The organism is Pseudomonas sp. Ors-4-3C (genome assembly GCF_055755035.1).
In genome coordinates this window covers 4,980,290-4,999,939 of sequence record NZ_CM146900.1, presented here as the reverse complement: position 1 = coordinate 4,999,939, position 19,650 = coordinate 4,980,290, and the positions used below count along the sequence as shown (strand labels likewise).

18 protein-coding genes are annotated in these 19,650 nt (G+C 61.3%); 11 read left to right on the top strand and 7 right to left on the bottom strand.

Annotated features, from left to right (window positions below; genetic code table 11):
- The first annotated feature begins 22 nt into the window (after positions 1–22).
- Positions 23–1,267, top strand: a complete 1,245-nt coding sequence (locus ACVHNU_RS22645) for a metallophosphoesterase family protein (RefSeq protein WP_473018337.1) — start codon at positions 23–25, stop codon at positions 1,265–1,267.
- A gap of 122 nt (positions 1,268–1,389) precedes the next feature.
- Here the strand turns inward: ACVHNU_RS22645 and gbcA are convergent, their stop codons facing one another.
- Positions 1,390–2,685 (bottom strand): glycine-betaine demethylase subunit GbcA, encoded by a 1,296-nt coding sequence (gene gbcA, locus ACVHNU_RS22640; RefSeq protein ID WP_003228971.1) that lies wholly within the window; start codon positions 2,683–2,685, stop codon positions 1,390–1,392.
- A gap of 280 nt (positions 2,686–2,965) precedes the next feature.
- Between gbcA and gbcB the strand changes: the two genes are divergently transcribed.
- Entirely contained in the window at positions 2,966–4,066 is a 1,101-nt protein-coding gene (gbcB, locus tag ACVHNU_RS22635) for a glycine-betaine demethylase subunit GbcB (protein ID WP_003228970.1), read from the top strand.
- 121 nt (positions 4,067–4,187) lie between these two features.
- Here the strand turns inward: gbcB and ACVHNU_RS22630 are convergent, their stop codons facing one another.
- Entirely contained in the window at positions 4,188–5,012 is an 825-nt protein-coding gene (locus ACVHNU_RS22630; RefSeq protein ID WP_473018336.1) for an SDR family oxidoreductase, read from the bottom strand.
- A gap of 262 nt (positions 5,013–5,274) precedes the next feature.
- The gene (locus tag ACVHNU_RS22625; protein WP_003228968.1) at positions 5,275–6,315 is read right to left on the bottom strand and encodes a threonine aldolase family protein; all 1,041 of its coding nucleotides are present in this window, start codon (positions 6,313–6,315) and stop codon (positions 5,275–5,277) included.
- A gap of 126 nt (positions 6,316–6,441) precedes the next feature.
- On the opposite strand from ACVHNU_RS22625, the gene ACVHNU_RS22620 reads away from it, so the two are divergent.
- From ACVHNU_RS22620 to fdhA, 8 genes are all read left to right on the top strand, one after another.
- Positions 6,442–7,152 (top strand): TraX family protein, encoded by a 711-nt coding sequence (locus tag ACVHNU_RS22620; protein WP_473018335.1) that lies wholly within the window; start codon positions 6,442–6,444, stop codon positions 7,150–7,152.
- A gap of 272 nt (positions 7,153–7,424) precedes the next feature.
- Positions 7,425–8,678 carry a serine hydroxymethyltransferase gene (gene glyA, locus ACVHNU_RS22615; protein ID WP_003228965.1) on the top strand — a complete coding sequence of 418 codons (1,254 nt, stop codon included), beginning with the start codon at positions 7,425–7,427 and terminating at the stop codon, positions 8,676–8,678.
- A gap of 20 nt (positions 8,679–8,698) precedes the next feature.
- Positions 8,699–9,949 (top strand): sarcosine oxidase subunit beta, encoded by a 1,251-nt coding sequence (locus ACVHNU_RS22610; RefSeq protein WP_003206307.1) that lies wholly within the window; start codon positions 8,699–8,701, stop codon positions 9,947–9,949.
- Between the two features lie 14 nt (positions 9,950–9,963).
- Entirely contained in the window at positions 9,964–10,293 is a 330-nt protein-coding gene (locus ACVHNU_RS22605) for a sarcosine oxidase subunit delta (protein WP_003228964.1), read from the top strand.
- Complete coding sequence (locus tag ACVHNU_RS22600) at positions 10,290–13,307, top strand: sarcosine oxidase subunit alpha (protein WP_473018334.1); 3,018 nt, start codon at positions 10,290–10,292, stop codon at positions 13,305–13,307. Before ACVHNU_RS22605 ends, ACVHNU_RS22600 begins: the two co-directional genes overlap by 4 nt.
- A 194-nt stretch (positions 13,308–13,501) precedes the next feature.
- Positions 13,502–14,134 carry a sarcosine oxidase subunit gamma gene (locus ACVHNU_RS22595; RefSeq protein WP_008086919.1) on the top strand — a complete coding sequence of 211 codons (633 nt, stop codon included), beginning with the start codon at positions 13,502–13,504 and terminating at the stop codon, positions 14,132–14,134.
- A gap of 221 nt (positions 14,135–14,355) precedes the next feature.
- Positions 14,356–15,213 (top strand): formyltetrahydrofolate deformylase, encoded by an 858-nt coding sequence (gene purU / locus ACVHNU_RS22590; RefSeq protein WP_003228959.1) that lies wholly within the window; start codon positions 14,356–14,358, stop codon positions 15,211–15,213.
- Between the two features lie 205 nt (positions 15,214–15,418).
- Entirely contained in the window at positions 15,419–16,618 is a 1,200-nt protein-coding gene (gene fdhA / locus ACVHNU_RS22585; protein WP_003228958.1) for a formaldehyde dehydrogenase, glutathione-independent, read from the top strand.
- 43 nt (positions 16,619–16,661) lie between these two features.
- On the opposite strand, the gene ACVHNU_RS22580 is transcribed toward fdhA, so the two are convergent.
- The 4 genes from ACVHNU_RS22580 to ACVHNU_RS22565 all read right to left on the bottom strand — a co-directional run bounded on the left by ACVHNU_RS22580 (position 16,662) and on the right by ACVHNU_RS22565 (position 18,944).
- Entirely contained in the window at positions 16,662–17,045 is a 384-nt protein-coding gene (locus ACVHNU_RS22580) for a DUF3757 domain-containing protein (protein ID WP_103521268.1), read from the bottom strand.
- Between the two features lie 161 nt (positions 17,046–17,206).
- The gene (locus tag ACVHNU_RS22575) at positions 17,207–17,509 is read right to left on the bottom strand and encodes a hypothetical protein (protein ID WP_473018333.1); all 303 of its coding nucleotides are present in this window, start codon (positions 17,507–17,509) and stop codon (positions 17,207–17,209) included.
- Between the two features lie 128 nt (positions 17,510–17,637).
- Positions 17,638–18,312, bottom strand: coding sequence for an anti-sigma factor (locus ACVHNU_RS22570; RefSeq protein ID WP_473018332.1), 675 nt, complete (start codon positions 18,310–18,312; stop codon positions 17,638–17,640).
- On the bottom strand, positions 18,309–18,944 hold the full coding sequence (locus ACVHNU_RS22565) for an RNA polymerase sigma factor (RefSeq protein ID WP_473018331.1): 636 nt from the start codon (positions 18,942–18,944) through the stop codon (positions 18,309–18,311). Before ACVHNU_RS22565 ends, ACVHNU_RS22570 begins: the two co-directional genes overlap by 4 nt.
- A 148-nt stretch (positions 18,945–19,092) precedes the next feature.
- On the opposite strand from ACVHNU_RS22565, the gene ACVHNU_RS22560 reads away from it, so the two are divergent.
- Positions 19,093–19,650, top strand: coding sequence for a DUF2780 domain-containing protein (locus ACVHNU_RS22560; protein WP_103521264.1), 558 nt, complete (start codon positions 19,093–19,095; stop codon positions 19,648–19,650).

Sequence of the window (19,650 nt, the reverse complement as noted above, 5' to 3'; positions counted from 1 at the left end):
CTTACGGATAGAGGAATACGCCATGTCAGCGGTCGGTCATCTGAAACACGAATACGACAAGGTCAAAGTGCGCATTCACGGCTTGTTCACGCGCATGGAAATGGCCTGGATGAAGCTCATCAGCGAACTTGAACCGAAGGAGTTCGAGGCCATTATCAAGTTGCTACAGCGTGGTCACGATCAGGCGCAGTACGTGCTGAAAAACGGCGAGTTGCCGGGCGACGAACCGGCGGTGCCGTGGGAGTTGTCCCATGGCCTGTCGATCCTGCGCATCGGCAACGCTGCGCCTTTGCCGCAGTCGAGTGATCAGCTGCAAACCCGGGTGCTGAAGGACGGCAGCTTGTTGGGTTGTCGCAAGTGGGAACTGCTCGATCTGCTGTGGAGCGAGGCGCTGCTGAAATGGATCGAAAACCTGCGTCACCACGCGACCTTCGGCACCGATCCGGCGGTGGTGCAGATGGAGCGCGACGTGACCCTGGCGATTGCCGGCGACTGGGGCACCGGCCCCTTTGACAGTCATGCGCCGGCGGTTTCAGTCGCCAACCAGATGCAACTGGCCCAGGCCGATTTCACCATCCATCTGGGCGACGTCTACTACGCCGGCAGCCACTCGCAGGAAGACGTCGACATGGCCGGTTGGCCGATGGGCAGCCACGGCTCGTTCACCCTCAACTCCAACCACGAGATGTACAGCGGCGCCCACGGCTATTTCAAGGAACTGGCCAAGCGCTTTCCGGGGCAGCAGGGCACCAGTTATTTCGCCTTGATCAATGACGATTGGCTGGTGGTCGGCCTCGATTCGGCCTACGCCTCGGATGCGATGAACCTGTACATGGATGGCACCCTGAACGAGCCACAGATCGTCTGGATGAAAGGCCTGCCGAAACGCAAAAAGATCATGGTGCTCAGCCATCATCAGGGTTTCGACATTTCCGGGCATAACAAGACCGCGCTGTATCAACCGGTGTGCGATGCCCTGGGGCGCGAGCCGGATTACTGGTATTGGGGACATCTGCACAACGGCATCGTCTACGCACAACAGGGCGGTTTGCATGCGCGCTGCGCCGGGCACGGGGCGATTCCATACGGCAACGCCAGCGAGCTGGACGGGCATTCTCGGGTGTTGTGGTCGGAGACGCAGGATGCCAACGATCCGGCGTATCCGCTGCGGGTGTTGAATGGCTACGCGAAAATCAGGCTGGTGGGGGAGGATATTTTTGAGGAGTTTATTGGCGAGGATGGCAGTGTGAGGTGGTCATCCAAGTGAGGCGGTGACCGGACCGGCCTCTTCGCGAGCAAGCTCGCTCCCACAGTGGTCGGCGGTGATAACAGAATTTGTGTACACCGCCAGTCCCTGTGGGAGCGAGCTTGCTCGCGAAGCTTTTGCTTTTAGCCTTGGACAGGCACCCCTTTAAGGTACGGCGCCGGCTCGGCCCCAAGGTTGTTGAGCATCCGCTCGCTGTACCAATCCACGAAGTTGACCACGCCAAACTCATAGGTCTTCGAGTACGGCCCAGGCTGATAGGCGGTGGAGTTGATCCCGCGCTGGTTCTCTTCGGCCAGACGCCGGTCCTGATCGTTGGTCGCGTCCCACACCTGGCGCATGCGTTCGACGTCGTAATCCACGCCTTCGACCGCGTCCTTATGCACCAGCCATTTGGTGGTGACCATGGTTTCCTGGGCGCTGATCGGCCACACGGTGAAGACGATGATGTGGTCGCCCATGCAGTGGTTCCACGAGTGCGGCAGGTGCAGGATGCGCATCGAACCGAGGTCGGGGTTCTTGATCCGGCCCATCAGTTTGGCGCAGCCCTGTTTGCCGTCCAGGGTCATCGACACGGTGCCCTTGAGCAGCGGCATGCGCACGATACGGTTGCGCAGGCCGAAACTGGCGTGGGCGTAAGGGATCTTCTCGGCTTCCCACGCCGCGGCGGAGGCGGCGACGTGATCCTTGAACGCCTGATCGGCGCGCGGGTCGGTGACGTCGTCCCACTCCAACAGGGTTTTCAGCAGTTCCGGGTGCGACGCGTTGCAGTGGTAGCACTCGCGGTTGTTTTCCAGCACCAGTTTCCAGTTGGCCTTTTCCATCAAGGTGGTGGTGATCGCCACCTTGGTGTTCTCCATGTCGTACGGTTCCATGTAGTGGTTCAGTGTCGACAGGAAGTCATCAATGGCCGGCGGATTCTCCGCGAGGCTGATGAAGATGTAGCCGCCAGCGGTCTTCACGTTCACCGGTTTGAGGCCGTACTGCTTCATGTCGAAGTCGGCGCCCATCTCGGTGCCGGCGAACAGCAGACGACCGTCCAGCTCATAGGTCCACTGGTGGTAGTGGCAGACCAGTTTGGCGACCTTGCCCTTGTCGCTGGTGCACAGGCGCGAGCCACGGTGGCGGCAGACGTTGTGGAAGGCGTGGACCACGCCGTCGGCGCCACGGATGACGATGATCGGGTTCTTGCCGACCTGCAGGGTCAGGTAGTTGCCCTTGGCCGGGATCTCGCAGGTCATGCCGGCGATCAACCACTCTTTCTGGAAGATCTCCTGCATGTCGATATCGAACAGGCGCTCGTCACTGTAGAACGGCTGCGGCAGGGAAAAGGTGCGCTCGCGCTCCTGCAGCATCTGTGCGGTGGCCTTGCGTGCGGGTTCCAGCGGATCGCCCAGGCTGATTTTTGCGGTGACGTCCATCGATGTATTCCTCAAGGCCATCTGCGTGGCCGCGAAAGTGGCTGATCAGGGTTGCTACGCAAGGTGTAAAGAAACTGTTTGATGTGAGGCGAGTGTGGGGCCGGCGCTGGGCGGAACCTTATCCATGGGCGACATGGTGCAATCTGTTCCCGACGCGCAACCCCCGGTGGTTGGGGGCTGGTCGCGATAAGCATGCCGATGTCGCGGATAGGTAAACGGACGGTTCACGCTATACGCAGAATCGCCACATGAAGGCCGACAGTCGGCCGTGGAGAACAGCATGTCCAACAGCTTCCTGAATCCGGTCACCACCCAGACCTGGGCCAATGGCCGACACATCGTCCGTTGCGTCAAAGTCATCCAGGAAACCTGGGACGTGCGCACCTTCTGTTTCATGGCCGACCAGCCGATCCTGTTCTTCTTCAAGCCCGGGCAGTTCGTGACCCTGGAGCTGGAAATCGACGGCCAGCCGATCATGCGTTCGTACACCATTTCCAGTTCGCCGTCGGTGCCGTACAGCTTCTCGGTGACGATCAAACGGGTGCCGGGCGGCAAGGTCTCCAACTGGCTGCACGACACCTTGCATGAAGGCCAGGAGCTGGCGGTGCACGGGCCGGTCGGGCTGTTCAACGCGATCGACTTCCCGAGTCCGAAAGTGCTGTATCTCAGCGGCGGCGTGGGGATCACTCCGTGCATGTCGATGGCGCGCTGGTTCTACGACACCAACGCCAACGTCGACATGACCTTTATCCACAGCGCGCGCTCGCCGAAAGACATCATTTATCACCGTGAGCTGGAGCACATGGCGTCGCGGATCGATAACTTCAGCCTGCACTTGATCTGCGAGAAACACGGGCTGGGCGAGCCGTGGGCCGGCTATCGCGGCTACCTCAATCACAAGATGCTCGAACTGATGGTGCCGGACTTCCTTGAGCGCGAAGTGTTCTGCTGCGGCCCGACGCCGTACATGACCGCGGTCAAGCGCTTGCTGGAAGCCGCCGGTTACGACATGTCGCGGTATCACGAGGAATCCTTTGGCGCCACACCACCCGAAGCCCGTGCCGACGCGGTGGAACAGGCCGAACAGGCGGCCGAGGCACCGGAAATCGACGCAGCGGATCTGCATCAGGTCGAGTTCACCGCCTCCGGCAAGAGCATTCGCGTGGCCCCGGGCGAAACCGTGCACGCAGCCGCGGCCAAGCTTGGCCTGATGATCCCGAAAGCCTGCGGCATGGGGATCTGCGGCACGTGCAAGGTGCTCAAGCTCGGTGGCGAGGTGGAGATGGAGCACAACGGCGGGATCACCGAGGACGACGAGGCGGAAGGGTTCATCCTGTCGTGCTGCAGCGTGCCGAAGGGCGACGTGCGGATCGAATTCTAAGGGTCGGTGCAAATCCCCTGTGGGAGCGGGCTTGCTCGCGAAAGCGTCGGATCAGTCGGCAAGCGTGTTGAATGACACACCGCTTTCGCGAGCAAGCCCGCTCCCACAGGGGGATGTGTTTTCAGTCGATGAACAGGTCGGGCATCAGGGTTGCGTTGCTGTCCGGCTCGAATCGGTATTGATCGAATTCGGTCACGCCGTTTTCTCGCAAAATCTCCTCATCAATCAACAGCCGACCGCTGATCTGCCGCCCGCTGCTGCTCAGGATCACATGCGCCGCATCCGCCATGATCGCTGGCGTGCGCGCATGCTTGAACGACTCGCGGCTGCCCAGCTGAAACTCGATCGCCGCCGTGGCAATCATGGTCTGCGGCCACAGCGAATTGACGCTGATCCCGTAATTGGCGAATTCCTCGCTCATGCCCACCGTCAGCATGCTCATGCCGTATTTGGTCACGGTGTACGGGCTGTACTGGGCGAACCATTTGCTCGCCAGGTTCAGCGGCGGCGACAGGTTGAGGATGTGTCCGGCGGATTTTTTCAGATAGGGCAGGGCGGCCTGGCTGCACAGCAGCACCGCGCGGGTGTTGATCTGGTGCATCAGGTCGAAGCGTTTGAGTTCGATGTGTTGCACGCCTGTCAACTTGATCGCCCCGGCGTTATTGATCAGCGCATCGATGCCGCCGAAATGCTCGTTGGCCTGGGCCAGCGCACTGCGCACCGCGTCTTCATCACGCACATCGACTTGCAGCGCCAATGCCTTGCCGCCCGCCGCTTCGACCTCTGCGGCGACGCTGTGGATGGTGCCGGGCAGTTTCGGATGAGCTTCGGCGCTCTTGGCCGCAATCACGATATTGGCCCCGTCCTTGGCGGCGCGCAGCGCAATCTCACGCCCGATGCCACGGCTGGCGCCGGTGATGAACAGGGTTTTGCCTTGTAGCGACATGCCGATGCTCCTGCTTGTTGTTATGTGAGCGGGGGGCTCGACAGACAATGTAGACCAAGCAGCTGGCGCGATAGGGGCAGCGAAGATGACTTGTGGTGAGGGAGCTTGCTCCCGCTCGGCTGCGCAGCAGTCGTAAACCCAGGCAATGCGGTGTGTCTGACGAACCGCACACTCAGGTTTTGGGGCTGCTACGCAGCCCAGCGGGAGCAAGCTCCCTCGCCACAGGGGATCAACTCGTTACAGGCGTTCATTTGCCAAGGAATCAGGCCGACATCACTTCGCGGATGTCACGGGCCAGTTCGCGTACGCGTTCTTCTTCGGTGTCCCACGAACACATGAAACGTGCGCCGCCCTTGCCGATGAAGGTGTAGAAGCGCCAGTTTTTCGCGGTCAGCGCGGCGATGGCCGGTTCCGAGAGTTGCAGGAATACGCCGTTGGCCTGCACCGGGAACATCAGTTCCACGCCCGGAATGTCGCTGACCAGTTCGGCCAGCAACTGCGCGCAGTGGTTGGCGTGGCGAGCGTATTTGAGCCAAGCGTCGTTTTCGAGGATGCCGACCCACGGTGCCGAGAGGAAGCGCATTTTCGACGCCAGTTGCCCGGCCTGTTTGCAGCGGTAGTCGAAGTCTTCGGCCAGTTTGTGGTTGAAGAACAGAATCGCTTCACCCACGGCCATGCCGTTTTTCGTACCGCCGAAGCACAGCACGTCGACGCCGGCCTTCCAGGTCAGATCGGCCGGCGAGCAGCCGAGGAAGGCGCAGGCGTTGGAGAAACGCGCGCCGTCCATGTGCAGGTGCAGGCCCAGTTCCTTGCAGGTGGCGCTGATGGCGCGGACTTCTTCCGGGGTGTAGACGCTGCCGACTTCAGTGGCCTGAGTCAGGGTCACGACTCGCGGTTTCGGGTAGTGGATGTCCTGGCGCTTGAGCGCGACTTCGCGGATCGACTGCGGGGTGATCTTGCCGTTTTCGGTGCCAGCGATCAGCAGTTTCGAGCCGTTGGAGAAGAATTCCGGTGCGCCGCATTCGTCGGTTTCGACGTGGGCGGTTTCCGAGCAGATCACGCTGTGGTAACTCTGGCACAGCGACGACAGCGCCAGCGAGTTGGCGGCGGTGCCGTTGAAGGCGAAGAACACTTCGCAGTCGGTTTCGAACAATTTGCGGAAATAGTCCGAAGCGCGTGCGGTCCATTCATCGTCGCCATAAGCGCGCTGGTGGCCGTGATTGGCCTGTTCCATGGCAGCCCAGGCTTCAGGGCAGATACCGGAGTAGTTGTCGCTGGCGAATTGTTGGCTCTTGTCGGTCATGGCCGGCTTCCGTGGTCGAGACTCTTGTGAAGGCTCGTGGTCAATGATGGTGCGCACTTTACCGAAGATCTTCCGGGGAGCACACGGGATGTCGCTGTCAGAAAATTACCAGTTTGTTGCCCGATTATGCACGTGACTAAACGCGACGGCGCGCTGGATTTGCTCAAGTGGCTGGCGCTGCTGAGCATGCTGCTCGATCACCTGCGATATGTCGGAATCAGCGCCGATTGGCTGTATGTTCCGGGGCGTCTGGCGTTCCCGTGGTTCTGTCTGGCGATGGCGGCGAACCTTGCCCGGGCCGGTGCGCAGAAGACCGAGTGGCGCTATCTGGGCTGGTTGTTGCTATTCAGCCTGGTCAGCGAGATTCCCTACCGCTTGTACATTCCTGATCCCGACACCTTGAACGTGATGCCCACGCTGGCGCTCGGTTTGCTGGTGGCGCGAGGGTGGCAGGATCGAACCTTGCTATCGCGCCTGTTGGGCGTCGGTGCCTTGCTGCTGGCGGCGCTGTTTTCGCAGTGGCTGATGTTCGGCGTGTTTGGCGTGTTGCTGCCGCTGGCGCTGCTGTGGTTGATCCGTCGCCCCTGGTACTTCGGCCTGCTGCCGGGGCTGGTGTGTCTGGCGGGGAATCAGTGGCAGGTGCTGTATGAGGCGGCGGAGTTTGGCAACTACGTGGCGATGTTCGGCATCGCGGCATGCCTGATTGCGCCAATGCTCGGGCTGTTCTTGTTGCGACACTTCAGATCTATCCATCCGCTGCCCATGCGCCGTTGGGCGTACGCGCTCTATCCCCTGCATTTCCTCTTGCTGCTCGCCATTCGCGCGGCCTGCACATAACCCCTGTGGGAGCGGGCTTGCTCGCGAAAGCGGTGAATCAGACGGCATAGATGTCGACTGACACACCGCTTTCGCGAGCAAGCCCGCTCCCACAAGGGATCTGCGTGGATTCATTCGGTCATTTCCCGCCATGTCGTAAACGCACCTTTGTGTGGCGTCCGTAGGCATCTGGGCTGTCTGCGCCGGCCATACCATCGCATCAAAGGGCACCGTCGCAAGCCGCGTGCCTGACCAAGACAAAATGGCGCACTGCCGCCGCTGGGAGAGACGCGATGTTCAGCAAGCAAGACCAGATCCAGGGTTATGACGATGCACTGCTGGCGGCGATGAATGCCGAGGAGCAGCGTCAGGAAGATCACATCGAGCTGATCGCGTCGGAAAACTACACCAGCAAACGCGTGATGGAAGCGCAAGGCAGCGGCCTGACCAACAAGTACGCCGAAGGCTATCCGGGCAAGCGCTACTACGGTGGCTGCGAGCATGTGGATAAGGTCGAAGCGCTGGCCATCGAGCGCGCCAAGCAGCTGTTCGGCGCCGATTACGCCAACGTCCAGCCACACTCCGGTTCCTCGGCCAACAGCGCGGTGTACCTGGCGCTGATCCAGCCGGGCGACACCATTCTCGGCATGAGCCTGGCCCACGGCGGTCACCTGACCCACGGCGCGAAAGTGTCGTCCTCGGGCAAGCTGTACAACGCGGTGCAGTACGGGATCAACACCGATACCGGGCTGATCGATTACGACGAAGTCGAGCGTCTGGCCGTCGAGTGCAAGCCGAAAATGATCGTTGCCGGTTTCTCCGCCTACTCCAAGACCCTGGATTTCCCGCGCTTCCGCCAGATCGCCGACAAGGTCGGTGCGCTGCTGTTCGTCGACATGGCCCACGTCGCCGGTCTGGTCGCTGCTGGCCTGTACCCGAACCCGCTACCGTACGCCGACGTGGTCACCACCACCACGCACAAGACCCTGCGCGGTCCGCGTGGCGGGCTGATCCTGGCCAAGTCCAACGAAGAGATCGAGAAGAAGCTCAACGCCGCGGTATTCCCCGGGGCCCAGGGCGGCCCGCTGATGCACGTCATCGCCGGTAAAGCGGTGTGCTTCAAGGAAGCGCTGGAGCCTGGCTTCAAGGCCTATCAGCAGCAAGTGATCGACAACGCCAAGGCCATGGCCAGCGTGTTTATCAAACGTGGCTACGATGTAGTGTCCGGCGGTACCGACAACCACCTGTTCCTGGTCAGCCTGATCCGTCAGGGCCTGACCGGCAAGGATGCTGACGCCGCCCTTGGCCGTGCGCACATCACCGTCAACAAGAACGCCGTGCCGAACGACCCGCAATCGCCGTTCGTGACCTCGGGCCTGCGCATCGGTACCCCGGCCGTCACCACGCGTGGCTTCAAGGTCGCCCAGTGCGAAGTGCTGGCCGGCTGGATCTGCGACATCCTCGACAACCTCGGTGACGCCGACGTTGAAGCGAATGTGGCCAAGAACGTCGCGGCACTGTGCGCCGACTACCCGGTTTATCGCTGAGCGGTTTGGAGTAAATGACTATGCAACGCTATTCGGGCTTCGGCCTCTTCAAACACTCCCTCAGCCACCACGAAAACTGGCAGCGCATGTGGCGCACGCCAACGCCGAAGAAAGTCTACGACGTGGTCATCGTTGGCGGCGGCGGGCACGGTCTGGCGACCGCCTACTATCTGGCCAAAGAGCACGGCATCACCAACGTGGCTGTGGTCGAGAAGGGCTGGCTGGGCGGCGGCAACACTGCGCGCAACACCACCATCGTGCGTTCCAACTACCTGTGGGACGAGTCGGCGCACCTGTACGAACACGCGATGAAACTGTGGGAAGGCCTGTCGCAGGACCTGAACTACAACGTGATGTTCTCCCAGCGCGGCGTCTACAACCTGTGCCACACCCTGCAGGACATCCGTGATTCCGAGCGTCGGGTCAGCGCCAACCGCCTCAACGGCGTTGACGGCGAACTGCTCAATGCCAAGCAAGTGGCCGACGAGATTCCGTACCTCGACTGCTCGAAAAACACTCGCTACCCGGTGATGGGCGCGACCGTTCAGCGTCGTGGTGGTGTTGCTCGTCACGATGCCGTGGCCTGGGGCTTTGCCCGTGCCGCCGACGCCTTGGGCGTGGACTTGATCCAGCAGACCGAAGTGATCGGTTTCCGCAAGGAAAACGGTGTGTGCATCGGCGTTGAAACCAACAAGGGTTTCATCGGTGCCAAGCGCGTCGGCGTGGTCACCGCCGGTAACTCCGGGCACATGGCCAAGCTCGCCGGTTTCCGTCTGCCGATCGAATCCCACCCGCTGCAAGCGCTGGTGTCCGAGCCGATCAAACCGATTATCGACAGCGTGATCATGTCCAACGCCGTGCACGGTTACATCAGCCAGTCGGACAAGGGCGACCTGGTAATCGGCGCCGGTATCGACGGCTACAACGGCTACGGCCAGCGCGGTTCGTACCCGGTGATCGAACACACCATCCAGGCCATCGTCGAGATGTTCCCGGTGCTGTCGCGGGTGCGCATGAACCGCCAGTGGGGCGGCATCGTCGACACCACCCCGGACGCTTGCCCGATCATTTCGAAAACCCCGGTGCCGAACATGTTCTTCAACTGCGGTTGGGGCACCGGTGGCTTCAAGGCGACTCCCGGCTCGGGCAACGTGTTTGCCGCCAGCCTCGCCAAGGGTGAAATGCACCCGTTGGCTGCACCGTTTTCCATCGACCGTTTCCACAACGGCGCACTCATCGACGAACACGGCGCTGCTGCCGTCGCCCACTAACAGGAGAAATCCCCATGTTGCATATCTTCTGTCCTCACTGCGGCGAACTGCGCTCCGAAGAGGAATTCCACGCATCCGGTCAGGCGCACATCCCGCGTCCGCTGGATCCGAACGCCTGCACTGATGAAGAGTGGGGCGACTACATGTTCTTCCGCGACAACCCGCGCGGCCTGCACCACGAGCTGTGGGATCACGTCGCCGGTTGCCGCCAGTACTTCAACGTCACCCGCGACACCGTGACCTACGAGATTCTCGAAACCTACAAGATCGGCACCAAGCCGCAATTCACCGACAAGGCTGATACGGCGAAAACAGCCACGACGGCGCTGGGAGAGAAGGTATGAGCCAGACCAATCGCCTGTCCAACGGTGGACGGATCGACCGCAACAAAGTGCTGAGCTTTACCTTCAACGGTCAGAGCTACAAAGGCTTCGAGGGCGACTCGCTGGCCTCGGCACTGATCGCCAACGGCGTCGACATCATCGGTCGCAGCTTCAAGTATTCGCGTCCTCGCGGGATCTTCGCCGCCGGTGCAGAAGAGCCGAACGCCGTGCTGCAGATCGGTGCCACCGAAGCCACGCAGATTCCCAACGTGCGCGCCACGCAACAGGCGCTGTACCAAGGCCTGATCGCCACCAGCACCAACGGCTGGCCGAGCGTCAACAACGACATGATGGGGATTCTCGGCAAGGTCGGCGGCAAGCTGATGCCGCCGGGTTTCTACTACAAAACCTTCATGTACCCGCAATCGTTCTGGATGACGTACGAGAAGTACATTCGCAAGGCTGCCGGTCTGGGCCGTTCGCCGACCGAAGTCGATCCGGACACCTACGACTACATGAACCAGCACTGCGACGTGCTGATCGTCGGCGCCGGCCCTGCGGGTCTCGCCGCTGCCCTGGCGGCTGCGCGCAGCGGTGCGCGGGTGATCCTCGCTGATGAGCAGGAAGAGTTCGGCGGCAGCCTGCTCGATTCCCGCGAAAGCCTCGACGGCAAACCGGCGATGGAGTGGGTGGCCAGCGTTATCGCTGAACTCAAGGACACCCCGGACGTGCTGCTGTTGCCGCGCGCCACGGTCAACGGTTACCACGACCACAATTTCCTGACCATTCACGAACGCCTCACCGATCACCTCGGTGATCGTGCGCCAATCGGTCAGGTACGTCAGCGCATCCACCGGGTTCGCGCCAAGCGTGTCGTGCTGGCGACCGGTGCTCACGAGCGTCCATTGGTCTACGGCAACAACGACGTGCCGGGCAACATGCTTGCCGGTGCAGTCTCGACTTATGTGCGCCGTTACGGCGTGGCACCGGGCAAGAAGCTGGTGCTGAGCACCAACAACGATCACGCCTACCGCGTGGCGCTGGACTGGCTCGACGCCAGCCTGCAAGTGGTGGCCATCGCCGATGCGCGGAGCAATCCGCGGGGTGCGCTGGTGGAAGAAGCCCGCGCCAAAGGCATTCGTATCCTCACCGGCAGCGCCGTGATCGAGGCCCGTGGCAGCAAGCGCGTGACCGCTGCCCGCGTCGCTGCGATCGACGTCAAGGCGCACAGCGTGACCAGCCCGGGCGAATGGCTCGACTGCGACGTGATCGCCAGTTCCGGCGGTTACAGCCCGGTGGTTCACCTGGCTTCGCACCTCGGTGGCAAGCCGATCTGGCGTGAAGACATCCTCGGTTTCGTATCGGGCGAAGCACCGCAGAAGCGTGTGTGCGTCGGTGGCATCAACGGCGTTTACGGCCTCGGCGATTCGCTGGCCGATGGTTTCGAAGGGGGCGCTCGCGCTGCCAGTGAAGCTGGTTTCGGTGTGGTCGAAGGCACGCTGCCCAAGGCCCTGAGCCGTCTCGAAGAAGCGACTTTGGCGCTGTTCCAGGTGCCGCATGAGAAGGGCACTGCGCGGGCGCCGAAGCAATTCGTCGACCTGCAGAACGACGTCACCGCCGCCGCCATCGAACTGGCGACCCGCGAAGGTTTCGAGTCGGTCGAGCACGTCAAACGCTACACCGCGCTGGGCTTCGGCACCGATCAGGGCAAGCTCGGCAACGTCAACGGGCTGGCGATTGCCGCGCGTTCGCTGAACGTGACCATCCCGCAGATGGGCACCACGATGTTCCGTCCCAACTACACGCCGGTAACGTTCGGCGCCGTGGCCGGTCGTCACTGTGGGCACATCTTCGAACCGGTGCGCTACACCGCGCTGCATGCCTGGCATGTGAAGAACGGCGCCGAGTTTGAAGACGTCGGCCAGTGGAAACGTCCATGGTACTTCCCGAAAAACGGTGAAGACATGCACGCCGCGGTGAAGCGCGAATGCAAAGCCGTGCGCGACAGCGTCGGCCTGCTCGACGCCTCGACCCTCGGCAAGATCGACATTCAAGGCCCGGATGCCCGCGAGTTTCTCAACCGCGTCTACACCAACGCCTGGACCAAGCTCGACGTGGGCAAGGCGCGTTACGGCCTGATGTGCAAAGAAGACGGCATGGTCTTCGACGACGGGGTAACGGCCTGCCTGGCCGACAACCATTTCGTCATGACCACCACTACTGGCGGCGCGGCGCGCGTGCTGCAGTGGCTGGAGCTGTACCACCAGACCGAATGGCCGGAGATGAAGGTGTACTTCACTTCCGTCACCGATCACTGGGCGACCATGACCCTGTCCGGGCCGAACAGCCGCAAGCTGCTCAGCGCCGTGACCGACATCGATCTGAGCAACGAAGCCTTCCCGTTCATGACCTGGAAAGAAGGTCTGGTCGGCGGCGTGCCGGCGCGGGTGTTCCGCATCTCGTTCACCGGTGAGCTGTCGTACGAAGTCAACGTCCAGGCCGACTACGCGATGGGCGTGCTGGAGAAAATCGTCGAGGCCGGCAAGCAGTACAACCTGACGCCGTACGGCACTGAAACCATGCACGTTCTGCGCGCCGAGAAAGGTTTCATCATCGTCGGTCAGGACACTGACGGCTCGATGACCCCTGATGACCTGAACATGGGCTGGTGCGTCGGTCGCACCAAGCCGTTCTCGTGGATCGGCCAGCGCGGCATGAATCGTGAAGACTGCGTGAAGGATCAGCGTAAGCAACTGGTGGGCCTGAAGCCGATCGATCCAAATGTCTGGCTGCCGGAGGGTGCGCAACTGGTGTTCAACACCAAGCAGGCGATCCCGATGACCATGGTCGGCCACGTGACCTCCAGCTACGCGCACAACTCCCTCGGTTATTCGTTTGCCATGGGCGTGGTCAAGGGCGGTCTCAAGCGCATGGGCGAGCGGGTGTTTGCACCGCTGGCCGATGGCAGCGTGATCGAGGCGGAGATTGTGTCTTCGGTGTTCTTCGATCCGAAGGGGGATCGGCAGAACATCTGATTGCTCGGGGGACGGTGGGGTGTCAGTGGGTGCGAGTCGTCTGATCGATTCGCGAGCAAGCCCGCTCCCACAGGTTCCGGGTCGTTAATGGAATTTGTGTCAGGCATCAGTCCCCTGTGGGAGCGGGCTTGCTCGCGAAGGCGGCAGTACAGCCACCACAAGGACCGGACCAACAGAATTGAGATAGGTGCTTTATGACCACAGCCAACGTGTACCAACAACGCCCGACCACCGGTGCCAAGGCCGAGTCGTCGCTGCACCATGCCGACCTCGCCAGCCTGGTCGGCAAGGGTCGCAAGAACGCCGGCGTCATCGTGCGTGAAAAGAAACTCCTCGGTCACCTGACCATTCGTGGCGATGGCCACGATGCAGCTTTCGCCGCCGGCGTGCACAAGGCCCTCGGCATTGAATTGCCCGGCGCCCTGAGCGTGATCGTCAAAGGCGAAACCAGCCTGCAGTGGATGGGCCCGGACGAGTGGCTGCTGATCGTGCCAAGCGGTGAAGAGTTCGCCGCCGAGCAGAAACTGCGCGAGGCGCTGGGCGATCTGCACATCGCGATCGTCAACGTCAGCGGCGGCCAGCAAGTGCTCGAACTGAGCGGGCCGAACGTGCGTCAGGTGCTGATGAAATCCACCAGCTATGACGTGCACCCGAACAACTTCCCGGTCGGCAAAGCGGTGGGCACGGTGTTCGCCAAATCGCAACTGATGATTCGCCACACCGCCGAAGACACCTGGGAACTGCTGATCCGTCGCAGCTTCTCGGATTACTGGTGGTTGTGGTTGCAGGATGCGTCGGCCGAATACGGCCTGAGCGTTCAGGCGTAACACTAAGTGGTTGCCGCGATTGCTTCTTGTGGCGAGGGAGCTTGCTCCCGCTCGGCTGCGAAGCAGTCGCAAAAACCTGCGAGCGCATTCTTTCTGGAAGAACGCGGTTGCTGATCTTGGGGTTGCTTCGCAACCCAGCGGGAGCAAGCTCCCTCGCCACAGAACGCCCTCGCCACAGAGTTCACTCTGCTCACAGATGTTGAAACAGGAGTCACCGCACCATGAGCCGCGCCCCAGACACATGGATTCTGACCGCCGACTGCCCCAGCGTGCTCGGCACGGTGGACGCGGTGACGCGTTTTCTGTTCGAGCAGGGTTGCTACGTCACCGAGCACCATTCGTTCGATGACCGGCTCTCGGGCCGTTTCTTCATTCGCGTGGAATTCCGTCAGCCCGACGGCTTCGACGAGCAGTCCTTCCGCGCCGGCCTCGCCGAGCGTGGTCAGGCGTTCGGCATGGTCTTCGAGCTGACCGCGCCGAACTACCGGCCAAAAGTGGTGATCATGGTTTCCAAGGCCGATCACTGCCTCAACGACTTGCTCTACCGCCAGCGCATCGGCCAGTTGTCGATGGACGTCGCGGCGGTGGTGTCCAACCATCCGGATCTCAAGCCTTTGGCCGACTGGCACCAGATTCCCTACTACCATTTCCCCCTCGACCCCAACGACAAGCCGGCGCAGGAGCGTCAGGTGTGGCAGGTGATCGAAGAGTCCGGCGCCGAACTGGTGATCCTCGCCCGCTACATGCAAGTGCTGTCGCCGGAGCTGTGCCGCAAGCTCGATGGCAAGGCGATCAACATCCATCACTCGCTGCTGCCGGGGTTCAAGGGTGCCAAGCCGTATCACCAGGCCTACAACAAGGGCGTGAAGCTGGTCGGCGCGACGGCGCATTACATCAACAACGACCTCGATGAAGGGCCGATCATTGCCCAGGGCGTCGAGGCGGTGGATCACAGTCATTACCCCGAGGATCTGATTGCCAAGGGGCGCGATATCGAGGGCCTGACCCTGGCCCGGGCGGTGGGTTATCACATCGAAAGAAGGGTGTTTTTGAACGCCAATCGCACGGTCGTTCTCTAGATCGCTTTCGCGAGCAAGCCCGCTCCCACAGGGGATTTGTGTTGAAACACAAGTCTCTGTCACACAAAAGATCAACTGTGGGAGCGGGCTTGCTCGCGAAGGGGCCATAACTGACAACGCAAGACCAACAAGCAATAACCCGAGCACTTAACGCGCTGCCTGCCTGGGCAACGCGGTTCCATAAAAACAACAGCGAGGTGAAAGCATGTCTGGCAATCGTGGTGTGGTGTATCTCGGCGCTGGCAAGGTCGAAGTGCAGAAAATCGACTATCCGAAAATGCAGGACCCGCGCGGCAGGAAGATCGAGCACGGTGTAATCCTGCGTGTGGTATCCACCAACATTTGTGGCTCCGACCAGCATATGGTGCGCGGCCGTACGACGGCGCAGACCGGTCTGGTGCTGGGCCATGAAATCACCGGCGAAGTGATCGAAAAAGGTTCCGACGTCGAGAACCTGAAAATCGGCGATCTGGTTTCCGTACCGTTCAACGTAGCTTGCGGGCGCTGCCGTTCCTGCAAGGAGCAACACACCGGCGTCTGCCTGACCGTCAACCCGGCTCGTGCCGGGGGTGCCTACGGTTATGTCGACATGGGTGACTGGACCGGCGGCCAGGCCGAATACGTGCTGGTGCCGTACGCCGACTTCAACCTGCTGAAACTGCCGGATCGCGACAAGGCCATGGAGAAAATCCGCGACCTGACCTGCCTCTCCGACATTCTGCCGACCGGCTATCACGGTGCGGTGACGGCGGGCGTTGGCCCGGGCAGCACCGTTTATATCGCAGGCGCCGGCCCGGTCGGTCTGGCTGCGGCTGCCTCGGCGCGTCTGCTGGGCGCGGCGGTGGTGATCATCGGCGACGTCAACACCATCCGCCTGGCGCACGCCAAGGCTCAGGGTTTTGAAGTGGTCGACCTGTCCAAGGACACGCCGCTGCACGAGCAGATCGCCGAGCTGCTGGGCGAACCGGAAGTCGATTGCGCGGTGGACTGCGTGGGCTTCGAAGCCCGCGGCCACGGCCATGACGGGGTGAAATCCGAAGCCCCGGCCACCGTGCTCAACTCGCTGATGGGCGTGGTGCGTGTCGCCGGCAAGATCGGTATCCCGGGCCTCTACGTCACCGAAGATCCGGGTGCCGTGGACGCCGCCGCGAAAATGGGCAGCCTGAGCATCCGCTTCGGTCTGGGCTGGGCCAAATCCCACAGCTTCCACACCGGCCAGACCCCGGTGATGAAGTACAACCGCCAACTGATGCAGGCGATCATGTGGGACCGCATCAACATCGCCGAAGTGGTGGGCGTGCAGGTGATCAGCCTCGATCAGGCGCCGGAAGGTTACGGCGAGTTCGATGCCGGTGTGCCGAAGAAGTTTGTGATCGATCCGCACAAATTGTTCAGTGCGGCGTAAGGCTTCACGCAATGTAAAACGGCGACCTTCGGGTCGCCGTTTTTTATGGTGTCTGGAATGCGCAGGCGGAGAGCTTGTCGCTGAGGCATTCACCGTCCTTCCAGTTGCTCTGGCTATTGGGTTGTACTTTGTCGGTGACTTGTAACTGCAATTGCAGTGTGACGTCCGCTTGATTCCTGTAGTTGCAGGCAAGCAAGGTCGAGTTGATAGAGGCACCGGTGAACTGCAATGTGTTCAAATCGATCGCGCCGGCTGTTTTACCCAGCCATTTCGCATTATTCGGCGCCAGTGCGCCGTAACTGAAATCACCATCGACAGCGCTTTCTTGTTTGATCCGGTCAATCTTGGGGCAAAGAAGCGATTGGGCGTGCACGCTTCCGATGCCTGCGACTATTGCAGCGACAGCCAGCGTTTTTGAAATTTTCATCACTCTGTTTCCTGTAGTCCATGGCGTAGCGATGACTAATGGCGAACTCGCCTTTGACAACTGTCAGGTCTGACAGGTGCACCGGTTACTTCAGCTGGGCGTGGGTTTGAACAATAAAGGGCAACCTATGGGCTGCCCTGTTGATTCTCGAATAAATAGTTCTATTTGAACTCGCACTGGTTGGCATCATTGCTGGCGCATTGATCGTTTTTCCAATTGTCTCCAGTGCCTTTCACAGCATGTCCAAGCTTGAGACCGGCTGACGCGCCTTCATCATCCGCGCCGTCATAGCGGCAGATGACAACTGATTTTTCACTGTCTTTGTCTTTCAGGCTTACTGAGGTGAACTTGAACTCAGTAGCACCCTGAGCACTGCTGACCGTGAAAGTGGGGCAAGTCGCCGCATAGGCAGTGCTCATCATTGCGAGGCACAGAACGGCCCCTGTAACAATTCTTGGTTTCATTGTTTGTACTCCGTTACATTGATTGGAGTACTTATGCTTGCATTGTCATGATTAGCTGTGAACTGTCATTTATGACAGTCTGTTAGTTGGGTTCGCTATGGAAGTGGAGGTTTAAATAACGCGTAGTGCTATAGCTCTGCCAATGCTCCCTGATACAACACTGGCCCGGTCGGCTGCCCGGTCGGCGAGCCACCTTTCGGCTCAAGGCTCACTGCCAGGGCAATCGGTTTACCGATCAACGCCCGCTGCGCTTCGCTCAACTCAACCTTGCCCTTGCCTCCCGCCGGAATCACCCCCAGCGAAATCGGCTTGCCATCCGCTGGAATCGCCCACAATTCCAGGCTGCGATCAGGCCCGACTGCCGCCAATGTCAGCGGCTCGACTTGCAGATAATCGGCATGCGCCTCGACCTTCAGTGCCGGCTGCGCGTCGGCGGTCAGCAGGGTGGCGCGGTAGCGGGCGTCATCGCGGTTGTACAGCGAGCCGAGGAATACCAGGATCACGATCGAACACAGCGCGGCGGTGACCCGTAGCCAGTTCCAGAACGGACGTTTTTCCGGGACGTGCAGCACTTGCGGTTCGATCCGCGCGGTGATGCCTTGCCAAACCCGATCCGGCACCGGGTGCTCCGGCAGCGTTTCGGTAAGGCTGGCAAGGCTCTCCTGCCACTGCGCCAACTCGCTTCGCAGTGCTGCGTCATCCAGCAGCAATTGTTCAAAGCGCCTGCGCGCTGCCGCAGACATCAGGCCAATGGCGTAATCGGCAGCGAGGGCGCGGCGCAGGGAGGGGGTCTGGTAGTTCATGATTCAAGGCACCTGCGCAGACGCTCCATGCCGCGGCGAATCCACGACTTCACCGAGCCCAGCGGTGCGGCCAGGTGTTCGGCCAGTTCCGAGCAGGAAAGGCCCTGGAAGTAGGCGACGCTGATCGACTGGCGCTGCATGCCGTCGAGGGTGTCCAGGCAGCGGTGCAGCGCGCTGGCTTCGCGGCTGCTGTTCAACAGGTCGTGGGCTGAAGGGCCATCGTCCGGCAGGGTGTCCTGTTCGAAGTCGGTCAGCGGCCGTTCGCGCTGTTTGCGTAATTGGTCGATGGCCTGATTGCGAGTGATGTTGATCATCCAGGTCAGCGGCGCCGACAAGTGGGCTTCGTAGCGCGAGGCGTTGTTCCAGATCCGCACGAAGCTTTCCTGCACCACGTCCTCGGCCAGATCCGCACGGCCCATGATGCGCAGGGCCACGCCGTGCAGACGCGGGCCGACGCTGCGATAGAGCGTTTCGAACGCAGTACGGTCACCCAGTGAGCACTGGGCCAGCAGCTGGCGCAACTGATCAGGGTCGGCGATGGAAATGACGGCTCTCCAGGCAATGGGCGGGCGACGAGGGCGGTGCTCGGGCTGTTCACAGGCTAGTTCAGGGACAGCGCTTGTGCCATTCATCTCGGGTTATCCGCGGTTTCACGTTTTATATACGTGGGCATGCTGAAAATGGATGCGCCGGCGAGGAACATGCTGGCTGAAACCCGGTCAAATCGGCAGTTTTGCCGCCCATTGAGGGGCGGTCACCACAGCGCAAGAGGATGTCTGAATGAAGATTTCACGCGGTATTGCCTTGGCTTCACTGATGACCCTTGCGGCTGGCCCGGTGTTCGCAGGGTTCAGTCTGGACGACGTGACCAAAGCGGCTTCGAGCATGCAGGGTGGCAACGCTGCCACCGCCGCCGCGCCGACCTCGGAAACGGCTGGTTTGCTGAAAGCGGTCACCGATCTCGGCGTTACGCCGCAGCAAGCCGTCGGTGGCACCAGCGCCATGCTTGGCCTGGCCAAGAACCAATTGAGCAGCACCGATTATTCGCAGTTGGCCAAAGAAGTGCCGGGCATCGACAAACTGTCGGGCGGTAGCGGCAACCTGGCGGCGTTGAGCGGGTTGCTCGGCTCGTCGGGCAAATCAGCCGGGCTGGAAAACGCGCTGGGTAACGTCAAGAACACCAGCGACCTGAACAATGCCTTCGGCGCGTTGGGCATGGACAGCGGCATGGTCGGCCAGTTTGCCCCGGTGCTGCTCAAGTACCTGGGTGATCAAGGCGTCGGCGGCCCGCTGCTGCAGAGCCTGGGCAGCATCTGGGGCGCCGGCACCGGTAGCTGA

What these genes read in the sequence shown, in the direction of transcription:
- ACVHNU_RS22600 (WP_473018334.1), top strand. Translation starts at nt 10,290, where the DNA reads ATGAGCCAGACCAATCGCCTGTCCAACGGTGGACGGATCGACCGCAAC.
- ACVHNU_RS22570 (WP_473018332.1), bottom strand. Translation starts at nt 18,312, where the DNA reads ATGAACTACCAGACCCCCTCCCTGCGCCGCGCCCTCGCTGCCGATTAC.
- gbcB (WP_003228970.1), top strand. Translation starts at nt 2,966, where the DNA reads ATGTCCAACAGCTTCCTGAATCCGGTCACCACCCAGACCTGGGCCAAT.
- gbcA (WP_003228971.1), bottom strand. Translation starts at nt 2,685, where the DNA reads ATGGACGTCACCGCAAAAATCAGCCTGGGCGATCCGCTGGAACCCGCA.
- ACVHNU_RS22645 (WP_473018337.1), top strand. Translation starts at nt 23, where the DNA reads ATGTCAGCGGTCGGTCATCTGAAACACGAATACGACAAGGTCAAAGTG.
- glyA (WP_003228965.1), top strand. Translation starts at nt 7,425, where the DNA reads ATGTTCAGCAAGCAAGACCAGATCCAGGGTTATGACGATGCACTGCTG.
- ACVHNU_RS22610 (WP_003206307.1), top strand. Translation starts at nt 8,699, where the DNA reads ATGCAACGCTATTCGGGCTTCGGCCTCTTCAAACACTCCCTCAGCCAC.
- ACVHNU_RS22605 (WP_003228964.1), top strand. Translation starts at nt 9,964, where the DNA reads ATGTTGCATATCTTCTGTCCTCACTGCGGCGAACTGCGCTCCGAAGAG.
- ACVHNU_RS22625 (WP_003228968.1), bottom strand. Translation starts at nt 6,315, where the DNA reads ATGACCGACAAGAGCCAACAATTCGCCAGCGACAACTACTCCGGTATC.
- ACVHNU_RS22580 (WP_103521268.1), bottom strand. Translation starts at nt 17,045, where the DNA reads ATGAAAATTTCAAAAACGCTGGCTGTCGCTGCAATAGTCGCAGGCATC.
- ACVHNU_RS22630 (WP_473018336.1), bottom strand. Translation starts at nt 5,012, where the DNA reads ATGTCGCTACAAGGCAAAACCCTGTTCATCACCGGCGCCAGCCGTGGC.
- ACVHNU_RS22620 (WP_473018335.1), top strand. Translation starts at nt 6,442, where the DNA reads ATGCACGTGACTAAACGCGACGGCGCGCTGGATTTGCTCAAGTGGCTG.
- ACVHNU_RS22565 (WP_473018331.1), bottom strand. Translation starts at nt 18,944, where the DNA reads ATGAATGGCACAAGCGCTGTCCCTGAACTAGCCTGTGAACAGCCCGAG.
- ACVHNU_RS22595 (WP_008086919.1), top strand. Translation starts at nt 13,502, where the DNA reads ATGACCACAGCCAACGTGTACCAACAACGCCCGACCACCGGTGCCAAG.
- fdhA (WP_003228958.1), top strand. Translation starts at nt 15,419, where the DNA reads ATGTCTGGCAATCGTGGTGTGGTGTATCTCGGCGCTGGCAAGGTCGAA.
- ACVHNU_RS22560 (WP_103521264.1), top strand. Translation starts at nt 19,093, where the DNA reads ATGAAGATTTCACGCGGTATTGCCTTGGCTTCACTGATGACCCTTGCG.
- purU (WP_003228959.1), top strand. Translation starts at nt 14,356, where the DNA reads ATGAGCCGCGCCCCAGACACATGGATTCTGACCGCCGACTGCCCCAGC.
- ACVHNU_RS22575 (WP_473018333.1), bottom strand. Translation starts at nt 17,509, where the DNA reads ATGAAACCAAGAATTGTTACAGGGGCCGTTCTGTGCCTCGCAATGATG.